The sequence below is a fragment of the Cohnella zeiphila genome (assembly GCF_014212055.1).
GTDB classification, from domain to species: Bacteria; Bacillota; Bacilli; order Paenibacillales; family Paenibacillaceae; genus Cohnella; species Cohnella zeiphila.
On the sequence record NZ_JACJVO010000007.1, the window covers coordinates 89,014 to 102,953 of the forward strand.

At 59.5% G+C, this 13,940-nt stretch carries 14 protein-coding genes; 4 read left to right on the forward strand and 10 right to left on the reverse strand.

The window, feature by feature from the left end; genetic code table 11:
* Nucleotides 1-80: 80 nt before the first annotated feature.
* Nucleotides 81-1,058 carry a metal-dependent hydrolase gene (locus H7C18_RS05505; protein WP_185128020.1) on the reverse strand — a complete coding sequence of 326 codons (978 nt, stop codon included), beginning with the start codon at nt 1,056-1,058 and terminating at the stop codon, nt 81-83.
* 179 nt (nt 1,059-1,237) lie between these two features.
* Between H7C18_RS05505 and tlp the strand changes: the two genes are divergently transcribed.
* Complete coding sequence (gene tlp, locus H7C18_RS05510) at nt 1,238-1,447, forward strand: small acid-soluble spore protein Tlp (protein WP_185128021.1); 210 nt, start codon at nt 1,238-1,240, stop codon at nt 1,445-1,447.
* Nucleotides 1,448-1,612: 165 nt separating this feature from the next.
* Here the strand turns inward: tlp and metH are convergent, their stop codons facing one another.
* Nucleotides 1,613-5,065 carry a methionine synthase gene (gene metH / locus H7C18_RS05515; protein ID WP_185128022.1) on the reverse strand — a complete coding sequence of 1,151 codons (3,453 nt, stop codon included), beginning with the start codon at nt 5,063-5,065 and terminating at the stop codon, nt 1,613-1,615.
* A gap of 157 nt (nt 5,066-5,222) precedes the next feature.
* On the opposite strand from metH, the gene H7C18_RS05520 reads away from it, so the two are divergent.
* Nucleotides 5,223-5,762 carry a cupin domain-containing protein gene (locus H7C18_RS05520; protein WP_185128023.1) on the forward strand — a complete coding sequence of 180 codons (540 nt, stop codon included), beginning with the start codon at nt 5,223-5,225 and terminating at the stop codon, nt 5,760-5,762.
* Between the two features lie 76 nt (nt 5,763-5,838).
* Here H7C18_RS05520 and H7C18_RS05525 read toward each other — a convergent pair whose 3' ends face one another.
* The 4 genes from H7C18_RS05525 to H7C18_RS05540 all read right to left on the reverse strand — a co-directional run bounded on the left by H7C18_RS05525 (nt 5,839) and on the right by H7C18_RS05540 (nt 8,045).
* Nucleotides 5,839-6,639: an HAD family hydrolase gene (locus H7C18_RS05525; RefSeq protein ID WP_185128024.1), complete on the reverse strand. Its 801-nt coding sequence runs from the start codon at nt 6,637-6,639 to the stop codon at nt 5,839-5,841.
* 31 nt (nt 6,640-6,670) lie between these two features.
* Nucleotides 6,671-7,189, reverse strand: a complete 519-nt coding sequence (locus tag H7C18_RS05530; RefSeq protein WP_185128025.1) for a hypothetical protein — start codon at nt 7,187-7,189, stop codon at nt 6,671-6,673.
* Between the two features lie 72 nt (nt 7,190-7,261).
* Nucleotides 7,262-7,447 carry a DUF896 domain-containing protein gene (locus tag H7C18_RS05535; protein ID WP_185128026.1) on the reverse strand — a complete coding sequence of 62 codons (186 nt, stop codon included), beginning with the start codon at nt 7,445-7,447 and terminating at the stop codon, nt 7,262-7,264.
* 175 nt (nt 7,448-7,622) lie between these two features.
* On the reverse strand, nt 7,623-8,045 hold the full coding sequence (locus tag H7C18_RS05540) for a LysM peptidoglycan-binding domain-containing protein (protein ID WP_185128027.1): 423 nt from the start codon (nt 8,043-8,045) through the stop codon (nt 7,623-7,625).
* A 169-nt stretch (nt 8,046-8,214) separates the two neighbouring features.
* Between H7C18_RS05540 and lexA the strand changes: the two genes are divergently transcribed.
* Together lexA and H7C18_RS05550 are read left to right on the forward strand one after the other, a co-directional pair.
* Nucleotides 8,215-8,838, forward strand: coding sequence for a transcriptional repressor LexA (gene lexA / locus H7C18_RS05545; protein WP_185128028.1), 624 nt, complete (start codon nt 8,215-8,217; stop codon nt 8,836-8,838).
* A 358-nt stretch (nt 8,839-9,196) separates the two neighbouring features.
* On the forward strand, nt 9,197-9,373 hold the full coding sequence (locus H7C18_RS05550; protein WP_185128029.1) for a hypothetical protein: 177 nt from the start codon (nt 9,197-9,199) through the stop codon (nt 9,371-9,373).
* 57 nt (nt 9,374-9,430) lie between these two features.
* Here H7C18_RS05550 and glnA read toward each other — a convergent pair whose 3' ends face one another.
* The 4 genes from glnA to hflX all read right to left on the reverse strand — a co-directional run bounded on the left by glnA (nt 9,431) and on the right by hflX (nt 13,905).
* On the reverse strand, nt 9,431-10,765 hold the full coding sequence (glnA, locus tag H7C18_RS05555; protein WP_185128030.1) for a type I glutamate--ammonia ligase: 1,335 nt from the start codon (nt 10,763-10,765) through the stop codon (nt 9,431-9,433).
* Nucleotides 10,766-10,799: 34 nt separating this feature from the next.
* A complete protein-coding gene (locus H7C18_RS05560) occupies nt 10,800-11,219 on the reverse strand; it encodes a MerR family transcriptional regulator (protein WP_185128031.1) in 420 nt (139 codons plus the stop codon).
* 110 nt (nt 11,220-11,329) lie between these two features.
* Nucleotides 11,330-12,583 carry a methionine gamma-lyase family protein gene (locus tag H7C18_RS05565; RefSeq protein WP_185128032.1) on the reverse strand — a complete coding sequence of 418 codons (1,254 nt, stop codon included), beginning with the start codon at nt 12,581-12,583 and terminating at the stop codon, nt 11,330-11,332.
* On the reverse strand, nt 12,580-13,905 hold the full coding sequence (hflX, locus tag H7C18_RS05570) for a GTPase HflX (protein WP_185128033.1): 1,326 nt from the start codon (nt 13,903-13,905) through the stop codon (nt 12,580-12,582). The genes H7C18_RS05565 and hflX overlap by 4 nt, the downstream gene beginning before the upstream one ends.
* Nucleotides 13,906-13,940: the final 35 nt, after the last annotated feature.

The window sequence follows — 13,940 nt, forward strand, 5'->3', positions numbered from 1 at the left end:
CGCTGAAAAATATTCCAGGAATCGACAATTTCGACGCGGCATGTCGCCTTCTGCGCTTTCCCGGGAAAAGAACGGCACCGTTACACGTAAGGCGGCTCCCACGCTTTTTTGTGCCAACCGAGCTTTTGTTCGATCACGTTCAGCTGGCCGTCCAGCCGCACTTCCGCGCGAAAAGGCCAATCCCGTTCTCTCCAGAAGCGCAGATCGGTCCAGACGACGAGATAGCCGCCGTCCGGCTGCGCCTGCCACTTGAAATAGGCTCGCTTGGCGAAACGCAGCAAAGCCTGGACGTGCGGGACGCGGCGGGAAGCGCCGACGCAGGCATGGGCGGTCTCGACCGGCTCTTGCGGCAGTGTCGCGGCCGGGAGAAGGCGGCGGCCGTCCATTTGCCCCATGTGAAAATCTTTGTTCGTCTGGACGACATAATGCCAGCGGAACCATCGGATATCCGGCAGCACGTGAACGGCTATCCAACTCCGAAACCTTCGCTTGATTCGCCGGACGGCGAGCCCGTGGTATCCGATCCTCCATAACGCGTACATGACGGTCGTTCCCCAGGCGAATCCGCAAAGTAAGGCGGCACGGCTTCCCCCGGCTGCAAGCCAGCCGATCAACGCCCCGGCGTGAACGATCAGCAGGAACGGTTCGGTCAGGCAGAGCGCATCCAGATGAAGCCAGCCTCGCTTGAACGGCAGCAGGCATTGAACGCCGTATGCGTTGGTCAGGTCGAACGCGACGTGCAGCACGACGGCCAGCAGCGTCCAGGCGGTCAAAAGCCAAACCTGAGTCCAGCATCCGAACGCCAAAGCCGTCAACGGCCCGATCGCCAGCGCCCAAAGCGCCAACGCGGGCAGCGAATGACTCCATCTGCGGTGTTGGCGGAAGTAGGCATCCGACCCGCCGAACCGGAATACGACGTCGAAGTCCGGCGCATGCGAACCGATCAGGGCGACGCACAGAATGGCTCCGGATAAAGAAGGATCCGATTGCACGGACGGAATCCAATGAGCGAGTCCGGCGAGCGTGGCGCCGAACAAAAGATGCGACCCCGTGTCCATGTCTTTCCCGCCTTCCTTTCGAAAATTCGTCATGCGCGGCATGATAAGAACCCCGCGAAACCCGGAAACGACCTTCGCGTTTGCGCACGACGGATAGAAACAGCGGCAAGGTGCCATCCTATCGAACGGGAATGCGGCGGCGATCGCTTCCCGATTCGACCCAAAAGGAGCATTCGAACATGGCTAAACCCGACGACCGCTCGGACAACGCGGAACATCTTCGCAACGCCATCCACAATACGGAAGAGAACTTGCAGGAAGCCGAGTCTTATCTGGACGAGCATGCCGACGAGATCGGCTCGGAGGAGTCCGAGACGATCTCCGACAAGAACGCCAGAAGGCGCAACAGCATCAAGCGCTTCAAGCAGGAGATCCAGGACGAGACCTGAGCCTGCCGGACGAGCATAGCCGCATGGGACAACAAACAGCGGGCCGGGGGCCCGCTGTTTGCTTTTGTCGCCGAAGGAACGGCTCTTATTCGAAATGTATGCGGGACGATGCGATTCCATCCCTCCGACCGGATTTCGGCCTTCCGTCGCACTTCTTTAATGTCATTAACTTTTATCCACGTTAAAATACTGCGCTTCCGGATGCGCGAATACCATGGCCGATACCGACGCTTCCGGTTCCATCATAAAGCCTTCCGTCAGCTGAACGCCGATGTCTTCGGGCTTCATCAAGGCGAACAGCGGACCCTGATCCTCCAGATCGGGGCAGGCGGGGTAGCCGAACGATACCCGAATGCCTTGGTAGCGGGCGCCGAACCGCTGCTTCATCGTCATCTCCGCCGGATCGGGGAAGCCCCAGTTGTCGCGCATGATCTGGTGCACCCGCTCCGCCATTCCTTCCGCCACTTCCAGCGCGGTGGACAGCAGCGCATGCGAGCGAAGATAATCCCCCTGCTCTTTCCATCGCTCGGCTTGTTCTCTGGCGCCTTGTCCGGCCGTGACGACGAGGAATCCGACCGAATCCATGATTCCGCTCTCGACGGACTTCAGGAAATCCGCCAAGCAAAGGAAAGGCTCCACGGCTTGCCTCGGGAACGTAAACCGATGAAGCACTCGGGACCGGTCCTCCGGGTCGTAGATCAGAATGTCGTCGCCTTCCGACTGTGCCGGGAAAAACCGGTACATCGCCTGCGGACGAAGCCAGCCTCGCTGCTGGGCTTCCCCCATCATCTCCTCGACGGTCGCTTTCAACTGCATGGTTTTCTCGTCCCCGGCGGCGAGCAGATCCTCGACTTTCCCTTTGACGCCCAGATGGTGGCCGAGCAGCATCTGCATGTTCACATACGGCATGACGTGTGCCATCGGATAGTCCCGCAGCACATGGCGCTCGTAATCCGGCGGTACGAACACGGGTGCGTCCGTCGAAATGCTCGAGCGGCGTGCGCGTGTAAGCGTCGGCAGTTCCTTCTTTCCTTCCGGCTCCAGCGTCAGCGTCGCCAGCGCGGCCCGATGCTCCCGCTCGATCTCGGTTCGGTGCGCGGGATCGCTTAGCTTGTTCGCCAGATCGAGCCCGTCCATGGCGTCTTTGGCGTACAGCACGACGCCGTCGTATTCCGGAGCGATTCTCGTCTTCGTGAACTTGCGCGTCAGCGCCGCGCCGCCGACGAGTATCGGGGCGTCGATGCCGGCGCTGCGCAAGTCCTGCGCGGTAAGCACCATCTGCTGCGCGGACTTGACGAGCAGCCCAGACAGGCCGATCGCGTCCGGCTTCTCGGCACGGTAAGCTTCGATCAATTGGTCCGGCGGCACCTTGATGCCGAGATTGACGATTTTGTATCCGTTGTTGGACAGGATGATCTCGACGAGGTTCTTGCCGATGTCATGGACGTCCCCTTTGACGGTGGCGAGCATGATTTTGCCTTTGACGGCGGAATCGGCTTTCTCCATGTGCGGTTCCAGATGAGCAACCGACGCCTTCATCACCTCGGCGCTCTGGAGCACCTCGGCGACGATCAGCTCGTTGTTGTTGAAAAGACGTCCGACTTCCGACATTCCGTCCATCAGCGGCCCGTTGATGATCTCCAGCGGCCCGTACTTGGTCAGCGCTTCGTCCAGGTCGGCGAGCAGGCCTTCCTTGCTGCCTTCCACGACATAATTCGCCAACCGCTCTTCCAGCGACAGGTTGTCGGCCTTGACTTTCTTCTCGACCTTCTTATCGCGAAAAGCGGCCACGAACGCAGCCAGCGTCTCGTCGTTCGTCTCGTACAGCAGCTGCTCGGCGAGCTTGCGCTCATGCTCCGGAATCGACGCGTACCGCTCCAGCTTCTCCGTGTTGACGATTGCGTAATCGAGGCCGGCCTTCGTGCATTCGTACAGAAATACGGAGTTCAGCACCTCGCGCCCGGCGTCCGGCAAACCGAAGGAGATGTTGCTGATCCCGAGAATCGTCTGGCATGCGGGCAACGCTTCCTTGATCAGACGGATCCCTTCGATCGTCTCCTTCGCGGAACCGATATACTGCTCGTCGCCGGTGCCGACCGGGAACACGAGCGGGTCGAAGATCAAATCCTCCGCTTTCAAGCCGTATTTGCCCGTCAGCAAATCGTGCGAACGCTTGGCCACCTCAAGCTTGTCCCGGCGGGCGATCGCTTGCCCCCTCTCGTCGATCGTGCCGACGACGACGGCGGCGCCATAGCGATGAAGGATCGGGACGACCTTCTCGAACTTCTCTTCCCCGTCCTCCAGGTTGATCGAATTGATGATCGATTTGCCCTGAATATACTTGAGCGCGAGATCGATTACGGACGGGTCGGTCGTGTCGATCATGAGCGGCGCTTTTACTTTCTTCGTGACGAAGTCCAGGAACTTCTTCATGTCGTCGGTCTCGTCGCGGTCGGGGTCCTGCACGCACACGTCGATGACGTGCGCTCCGTTCTTCACTTGAGCGCGGGCGATCTCGGAAGCTTCTTCGTACTTGCCCTCGGCGATCAGACGCTTGAACTTGCGGGAGCCGAGCACGTTGGTCCGTTCCCCGACCATATAAGGACGGCTCTCGTTCTCGATATAGACCGTCTCGATGCCGGATACCGCCGGCGGATGGCTGCCGTCCGGCTTGCGCGGAGGCACGTCCGAGAGCGCCTTGGCCATCGCGGCGATATGGGCCGGCGTCGTGCCGCAGCAGCCGCCGGCAATGTTGAGCCAGCCCTGCTCGGCGAACGCCCGCAGCTTCTTCGCCAGCGATTCCGGCGACTCGTGGTAATGCCCGTTCTCGTCCGGCAGCCCTGCGTTCGGGTAGCAGCTTACCGCCGTATTCGCGAGGCCCGACAGCGTGCGGATATGATCCCGCATGAATTCCGGTCCGGTCGCGCAATTCAGGCCGATCGACACCGGATGGAGATGCTCTAGCGAGACGTAGAACGATTCGATGTTCTGCCCGGCGAGCGTCGTTCCCATCGGCTCGATCGTGCCGCTGATCATGACGGGAAGCTTGCGGCCTGTCCGCTCGAAAGCCATCCTCACGCCGATGCCCGCGGCCTTCACGTTCAGCGTATCCTGGCACGTCTCGATCAGAATCGCATCCACGCCGCCTTCGATCAAGGCGAGGACTTGTTCGCGATAGTCTTCGACCAGTTGATCGAACGTGACGCCGCCCGTTACCGACAGCGTCTTCGTCGTCGGACCGAGCGCGCCCGCCGCATAGCGCGGCTTCTCCGGCGTCGAGTACCGATCGCAAGCCTCTCGAGCCAGCTTCGCCGCCGCCAGGTTGATCTCCCGCGCTTTCTCCGGAATGTCGTATTCCGCCAGCACGACCGCCGTCGCGCCGAACGTGTTCGTCTCAATAATGTCGGAACCCGCTTCCAGATAGGCTTCGTGAATGCCGCGAATGACGTCGGGACGCGTCAGAACGAGCATCTCGTTGCAGCCTTCCAGCGCTTCTCCGCCGAAGTCATCCGCCGTCAGACCGGCCTGCTGAATCATCGTTCCCATTGCGCCGTCGAGAATGAGAATGCGCTTCTGAAGCTCCTCTTGCAAAGAAGGTTTCGTATACGTTAAAGTCATGATTAGACGCCTCATCCTTCGTCAAAAAAATCGTTAACCTCTATATTACCAGAATCGGAAAAAGACGAAAAGATGGGATTCGCCTTTCAGTCGACAGTGAAGTTCAATTGCGGTATAATTTATTCAGGAATTCTTATGGGGAAAGAGGGATTAATCCATGGCGAAAATCAAAGTACGCAACACCGGCGAATGGATCGAAGGAGAAGAGAACGTCCGGTCCTTCCTGGAAAAGCAAACGGTTCTGTATGAGCACTGGGATCCGACGAAGCTCCCCGAGCGTCTGCAGGAGAACTTCGACCTGTCCGCCGAGGACAAGAACGAGATTTTGTCGACGTTCGGCGACGAGATCAAGGATCTGGCTCAGCGCCGCGGCTACCGTACGTGGGATATCGTCGTCCTGACCGAGCAAACGCCGAATATAGAAGAGCTGCTTAAGAAATTCGAGCAAGTCCACACGCATACGGAAGACGAAGTTCGCGCCATTACGGCCGGCGAAGGCATCTTCATTATCAAAGGAGACGATTCCGTCGGCTACTTCGACGTCGTCCTCTCCCCCGGCGATGTCATATCGGTTCCGGAAGGCAATCCGCACTTCTTCACGCTGACCGACGCCCGCAAAGTCGTCGCCGTTCGCCTGTTCATCGAGACGGAAGGCTGGATCGCCCATCCGTTCGAAGATCCGGCATTCGTGAAGTAATTCGTAATTGGGTCGAACGAAAGCCCCCGTTCCCGGCCGCGGCCGGAATCGGGGGCTTTTTTTACGCGCGATCGACTTAGGCGTTCAGTTTGCGAAGCAGCGGCGGCAGCTCCTTCAGATCGGCGATCTCGAAGCTGGGCTCGGCCGAGCCTTCCGGCCGCTCTGCTCCGTGACGGTTGATCCATACCGACTTCATGCCGACGCCATTGGCGCCCTGAATATCGGTCGTCAGCTTGTCGCCGACCATAATCCCTTGATCGGGCGCAATGCCCAGCTTGTCCAACGCAAACCGGAACAGGCGCGGGGAAGGCTTGCCTTCTCCGAAGTGGCCGGAAATCACGATATGGTCGAAGTAAGGGATGAGTGCCGGCGCGCCGTCAAGCTTCTCCTGCTGCAAATCCGGAGAACCGTTCGTGAGCAGCAGCAGGCTGTAGGAGCCGCGCAGCTCGTCCAGTACCTCGAACGTCTCGTCGTAGACGAGCGGCAAGCTTCGCCGCTGTGCCGGAAACAGCTCGCCGAGACGTTCGCCGAGCGCCGGATCGTTCACGCCGAGAGCGGCCAACCCGCTTGTCCAAGCGTCGCGGCGATACGTCGGCGCAAGCTGCTGGAGCTTGCGGAACATCGGATGCTCGCCTTGCGTGAAGTTCCCCCACAACCCTTCGAAAGGATTGATGCCGATCATTTTCGTAAAATCGAACGTTTCATAGCTCTCATAAAGCTTGCGCGCTTCCCGGCGAACCGCTTCTTCCAGCGCCGCGGCATCGACGCCGGCTGCTTCCGCGCCGGCGCGGCAAGTATTTTCGAACGCCTGCCGAATGCTGCGCTCGTCCCACAGCAGGGTATCGTCCAGATCAAACAAAACGGCTTGAATGGTCATGTGCTGGCTCCTCTTCCCTTTCGAACCTTCTCTATTTGGTTTTGTGCTCCCATTCAATATGATGCAGAGCCGCGAATGCCTGAAGCCGCTGCCCCATCTCCTCGATCGGATAACGGTTCATCGCCCGGGAGAACACCCAGTTGCCGCCCTTCACCGACTCGACGATCACGTAGCCCGGCTGTTGAACGAGCTTGCGGATCTCGGGGGGCTTCAGCCGTTTGTAACCGGAAAACCGCCGCGTCTCCAAATAATCTTTGCCCACGACGAGATATGGCCGGCGAAAATAATAAAAGACGGCGAGCAGCAAGTAACAGGCGATCGTCACCCAGAAGACGCCGGCCTGCTGCTTGAAGTCTTCGGACCACGGCTGCGAGATGAAGATGAACAGCAGCGTCAGCAGCACCAGCAGGACGGGAACGACATAGCTTCTTCCCCGAAACCGGTCGATGTGCGCCGCTGGCGCCGAAATCGCCGATTTCCCTTCCTTTTTGCGTTTTTTGTTCAGTTGTTTCGAATTGCGCTCGACCATGCGTTCCCAAGACCGCGACATGGTGGACCTCCCTTTTGAATGGGGCGTTGGACGCCGAGAATAACGATGGATGGTGCCCGGAAAAGCAAATGTTTACTGCTTCGGCTGCGGAGGCTCGTCGGTAAACTCGATGCTGTCGAGCTGTTGGCGAAACGCGCTGCGGAACCGCGTCAAATATTTGCGGCGAAGCCGCTCGCGTTCGGCCGTCTCGGCTTCCGTCAAACCGACCGTTTTATGTTTACGGGCGAGTTCGTTGATCCTCGCTACCAATGAATCCATCTTTGTGCTCCCTCCCCCCGCTCTTCCAAACCATCTTCTACTTTGACATTTTCGACCGGGCATTGTCAAGGCGCGCCGGCACGCGAAAAAGGACCGGCAAGAACGTCTCCCGGTCCTTCCTATGCGAATCGGCTGCCATGAATGGAGCTTCACGAAAACAGAACATATGTTTCGATTACGGAAGAACGTTCGCCGGAATGACGAGCCGCTCGCCGCTATCGATCTCCGAAGAGGACATGTTGTTGCGGTCCATGATGCGGTAAACCGCTTCTCGCGTGTCCAGGCCGTCCCGCTTGACCTTGCTCGCGATCCCCCACAACGTATCGCCGGAGACGGCCGTTACCGTCTTCTCGCCTTCCCCTACGGCGGCAGGAGCCGCTCCATCGGCGTACGTTCTCATGAGCGAGAAACCGACGAACAGCAGCAGCAGCGCGCCGGCGAAAAAAAGCAACCTCGCCGACTTCCAGCCTTGCCTGCTCTTCAGGGACGGCGATCCGCCGGCGACGGCATTGCCATTCTTATTCTTCTTATTCTCAACGTGTCCGTTCCGACGTTCCGGCAGTTCCGAACCCGATCCGAGCACCCATGCATGTACCATTTGTCTCACGCTCCAAACATTTGTTCTGGTATGATCATAGCACGAACATATGTTTGAATCAATCCTTTTTTCGAACATTCGTTCCCCGAGAACGAATGTTTGTGCGAACTCCGGTTCTGTGTTATAATTTGTCATCATGAATTCTTTTCCTAATAGGAGGTTGCGCGGCGTGTCCAAGATGTCGAATCGCCAAACCGCGATATTGGAATTTATCAAAGCCGAAGTCAGGGAGAAAGGGTACCCGCCTTCCGTGCGCGAGATCGGGGAAGCCGTCGGGCTCGCGTCGAGCTCTACCGTTCACGGGCATCTCGACCGGCTGGAGAAGAAGGGTCTCATCCGCCGCGACCCCACGAAACCCCGGGCCATCGAGATTTTGGGAGACGAGAACGAATCCGTCTCGCATTATAGCTTCTCCGTTCGCAAGGTGCCTCTGGTCGGCAAAGTAACGGCCGGCATGCCGATCACGGCGACGGAGAACATCGAAGAGTATTATCCGCTTCCGGAACATATGGTTGGCGACCATCAGGTATTCATGCTCTCCGTCGTCGGCGAAAGCATGATCGAGGCCGGCATTCGAAGCGGCGATTTCGTCATCGTCAGACAGCAGCAGACCGCGAACAACGGCGATATCGTCGTCGCCATGACCGAAGACGACGAGGCGACCGTCAAGACGTTCTATAAGGAGAAGGACCACATCCGGCTTCAGCCGGAGAACAGCGCCATGGAGCCGATCCGCCTCAAGAAGGTGAGCATCCTGGGCAAAGTGATCGGCCTGATCCGCAGCATCCGTTAGCATTCTCCATTAAGACGCAGAACAAAGGATCGCCCGGCCGGGGACAAGCTCCCCTTTCGGACGATCCTTTTCGTATGCGGCCCTTTATGCTTCGAAAGCTCCGGCGCGATCCCGCGGGCGACGAGATCCCGCGGCTTCAGGCAGGCTGAACGCCAGCGCGGTCAGGAAAACAATCCGGCCGCCCATACGACAACTCGATTCGAACCCTCCAACTCCCAAGTCTCTCTATTATAATTTGTTTCCTTTTACATAGAATCGAAAATTTCGACTTAGTCGCTTTGTCGCGGTCGCGGAATAATGGAGGCAAAGGTGCCACATAATAACGCTTAACGATCGAGGAAGGAGTTGGAAAACGGCTATGCTCAAGAAGAACGGAGATGTCGAATCGTTTACGGAGGCGTCCTCCCCTACGCCGACCGGTCAAGAAGACGTCACTCCGACCGACATGCTCAGCGAAGCGGTAAAAGAAACTGTGGACCGGATCGAGGAATTGTTCGGCGGCCACCCCGAGGAAAAGTTCGAAGACGGTCAATAAACGACAGGACGACAAAATCCCCGGCGCGAATGACGCCGGGGATTTCCGTCTGCCCTCTTAGTACATCGACAAATATTGATCCCGTTCCCACTGGTGAACTTGGGTTCGGTACATATCCCACTCGATTTCCTTCATCTCGTAGAAGTGGGTCAGCGCGTGATCGCCCAGCGCGTCGCAGATCGTCTCGTCGCGAAGCATCTCCGACAACGCTTCGATCAGGTTGACCGGCAGGCTCGGAATGCCGGCGTCGATCCGCTCCTCTTCGGTCATCACGTAGATGTTGCGGTCGACCGGAGCCGGCAGAGGCGTCTTCGAGCGAATGCCGTCCAAGCCGGCTTTGAGCATGACGGCCAGCGTCAGGTACGGATTGGCGGCCGGGTCCGGATTGCGTACTTCCACCCGGGTGCTGAGTCCGCGGGAAGCCGGAATGCGGATCATCGGGCTGCGATTGCTGGCCGACCATGCGACGTAGCACGGAGCTTCGTAGCCGGGGACAAGCCGCTTGTACGAGTTGACGGTCGGGTTCGTAATGGCGGCCATGCCGCGCGCGTGCTTCAGGATACCTGCCATATATTGACGGGCGACGGCGCTTAAGCCCAGCTTGTCGTTCTCATCGTAGAACGCGTTCTCGCTTCCGCGGAACAGCGACTGATGGCAGTGCATGCCCGAGCCGTTCACGCCGAACAGCGGCTTCGGCATGAACGTCGCATGCAGGCCATGCTGGCGGGCGATCGTCTTGACAACCAGCTTGAACGTTTGGATCTGGTCGGCCGCGCGCACCGCGTCCGCATATTTGAAGTCGATCTCATGCTGACCCGGCGCCACTTCGTGGTGGGACGCTTCGATCTCGAAGCCCATCTCTTCCAGCGTGAGCACGATATCGCGGCGGCAATTCTCGCCCAGATCGGTCGGAGCCAGGTCGAAGTATCCGCCCTGGTCGTTCAATTCCGTCGTCGGATTGCCCTTGTCGTCGGTCTTGAACAGGAAAAACTCCGGCTCCGGACCGACGTTCATCGCGGTGTAACCCATCTCTGCGGCTTCTTCCAGCGCCCTCTTCAGAATGCCGCGGGGATCGCCGGCGAACGGCGTGCCGTCCGGCATGTATATATCGCAGATCAGGCGGGCGACCTTGTCCTCCGTCACCCAAGGGAACACGACCCACGTGCTGAGATCCGGGTACAAGTACATATCGGATTCTTCAATCCGCACGTAGCCTTCGATGGAAGAACCGTCGAACATCATCTTGTTGTCCAACGCCTTCTCCAGCTGGCTCACCGGGATTTCGACGTTTTTGATAATGCCCATCAAATCCGTGAATTGCAGACGAATAAACCGAACGTTCTCTTCCTTGGCGATTCGCAGAATGTCTTCGCGCGTGTAATTCGAGTTCATGGGCTACCTCCTTGGTATTAGGGGCGACAAGACCTTATTTGTTGTTGAAAAAACGCGACAGCTCCCCTTGAATCAGAGAGACTCTTCCCATCCGCTTGTCAACCATCAGTTCCTGCTTCAGCAAGCGGTGCAGCTGTTTCTCCGACAGCTCACGCCGCCGCACTTCCGATTGCTCGTTCATGATCGTGCCTTCGCTGGCGCCTTCGCCGACCGGATTCATCACCTGCTTGATTCCGGCGATGTTGACGCCCTTCTCGATCAGCGCCTTGATCTCCAGCAGCCGCTCCACATCGTTGAAAGAGAAGAGCCGCTGGTTCCCCGCGGTCCGGGCCGGCTGGATCAGCTCATGCTGTTCGTAATAACGGATTTGCCGGGCCGTCAGGTCGGTCAGTTTCATGACGATGCCGATCGGGAACAGCGCCATATTCCTGCGAATTTCATCTCCTGCAGCCATACTTGATCAACCTTTCATCGGACCATCCTTATTTGAAACCACTTCCATTGTAGCTTCGTTCCATAAAAGTGTCAAGGAATGTGAGGTTTGATGACGGTTTATTTGAGCGGTCACAGGAGATCCTGCTGCTTCAGATCGAGCAAAGCCTGCCGCACCGCGAATTTCACGTGGGCAAAGGTTAGTCCGCCCTGCATGAACGCGATGTAAGGTTCGCGGATCGGCGCGTCGGCGGACAGCTCCAGGCTGCCGCCCTGGACGAACGTTCCTGCCGCCATAATGACCGGCGATTCGTAGCCGGGCATGTCCCACGGCTCGGGAACGACATGGGCGTCGACGGCCGCCGCCTTCTGGATCGCTTGTACGAACGCGATCAAATGAGCCGCCGAGTCGAAACGTACGGCCTGGATCAGATCCGTCCGGGGATCCCGCCAGCCCGGATGCGTCTCGAAGCCGAGTTCCTCAAAGACGCTTGCCGCGAAAATGCTCCCTTTGACCGCTTGTCCGACCAGATGAGGCGCAAGGAAAAGCCCTTGGAAAATCAGCCGGGTCGTGCCCAGCATCGCCCCGACCTCGCCTCCGATTCCCGGCGCGGTCAGCCGGTAGGCGGCCAGCTCGACCAGCTCTTTGCGGCCGGCGATATATCCGCCGCTCGTCGCAAGCCCTCCGCCCGGGTTCTTGATCAGGGAGCCGGCGATCAGATCGACCCCGACCTCCGTCGGTTCCCGCTCTTCCGTAAATTCCCCGTAGCAATTGTCCGCGAATACGATCGCGTCCGGCTTCAAGCGCTTCAACCGCTCCGCCATCTCCGCGATCTCGCCGACCGTGAACGACGGCCGCCAGTCGTACCCTCGCGACCGCTGGATGGCGAACACTCGCGTGCGGCCGGTGACCGCCGCCGCGACCGCGTCCCAATCGACCGCGCCTGCGGCGGTGAGCGGCACTTCCTTCGAGCGGATTCCCCAGTCGGCCAGCGAGCCGGTTCCGTCCCCGGGCTTGCCGATGACCTTGTGCAGCGTGTCATAAGGCCGTCCGGTCACGAACAAGATCTCGTCCCCGGGACGCAGCACGCCGAATAGCGCCGTGCCGATCGTATGCGTCCCCGAGACGAGATGCGGCCGGACGAGCGCCGCTTCCGCGCCGAACACGTCGGCGTAAACCTCGTCGAGCACCTCCCGCCCCCGGTCGTTGTAACCGTAGCCGGTGGAAGCCGCAAAATGAAAATCGCTGACCTTGCGTTTCCGGAACGCCTCCAGCACTTTCCACTGGTTGCGCTCCGCGATTGTGTCCGTCTCGGCCAGGCGTGCCGAGGCTTTGCGCTCCGCCGCCTCGGCCAGACTCTCCCAGTTGCCGTCCCATCTCTTCATAACCGTTCCGTCTCCATTCCTTCCGGCACGGGGCCCGCCTCCGTCTGGTAAGGCAAGAGCGGACCGCCGAATTGGGCCATATCGGCCGGGTTAAGCCTAAGCGTCAGGAGCAGCCAATCGTCTTCCGACTTTTGCTCCATTACGTCTCCCACGCGGTAAGCAAGCGCGGCCAGGTCTCCGCGCGCCGCCGGAATTCTCAAGCGGCTGACCTCTCCGAGCAGCTTGTCCTCGATCCGGCGCAACAGGTTGTCCATGTCCCGGCTGCTGAAGGCGCTGACGCGAATGGCGTCCGGTCCGCCGGCCAGCAGCGGCAGGGACGTCGCCGAGGCGGCGTCGATCTTGTTGTAGACGAGCAGCGTCGGCTTCCCGGCCGCCCCCAGCTCGCCGAGCACCTGCTGTACGACTTCCTGCTGCCGATCCCGCATCGGCGAAGAGGAATCGACGACGTGAAGCAGCAAATCCGCCTCATTCGCTTCCTCGAGCGTGGCGCGGAAGGCGGCAACCAGATCGTGGGGCAAGTTCTGGATAAAGCCGACCGTGTCGGTCAGCATCACTTCCTTGCCGCTCGGCAGCCTCAGCGTCCGGGACGTCGGATCCAGCGTGGCGAACAGCTTGTCTTCGGCAAGCACGTCCGCGGCCGTCAGCTGGCGCAGCAGCGTCGACTTGCCGGCATTCGTGTAGCCGACCAGAGCGACCTGCACCGCGCCGGTCTTTTTCCTCCGCTCGCGATGCAGGCTGCGATGAGCCGTGACACTTTCCAATTGCCGCTTCAGCTCGGAGATACGGCGGCGGATATGGCGGCGGTCGGTCTCCAGCTTCGTCTCGCCGGGGCCTCTCGTCCCGATGCCGCCGCCGAGCCGCGACAAGTTCTTCCCTTGTCCCGACAGCCTCGGGAGCAAGTACGTAAGCTGCGCCAGCTCGACCTGCAGAATGCCCTCCCTCGTCTTGGCCCGGCCGGCGAAAATATCGAGAATGAGCTGGGTGCGGTCGATGATCTTCGCATCCAGCTCCTCCTCCAGGTTGCGCACTTGCGCGCCGGACAGCTCCTGGTCGAAGATCGCGGTTGCAATGCCCCGCTCGCGGATCATTTCCTTCAGTTCTTGCGCTTTGCCCTTCCCGACGAACCATTTCGAATCGGGAACGTCCCGGTTCTGCATGACCGTGCCGTCGACTTCGACGCCGGCCGTCTCGGCGAGCTGAACGAGCTCGGCGAGCGAAAGCTCCGGGTCCGCGCCCGCCCGGCGGGACTCGTCGGTCACCAGACTGACGAGAATCGCTTTCTCGGCGGGGCCGTCCCCGGTCTCATACGCGCTTGGTCTCATAGGTGTCTTTCCGTTCCTCCGTCCTGATGAAAAAA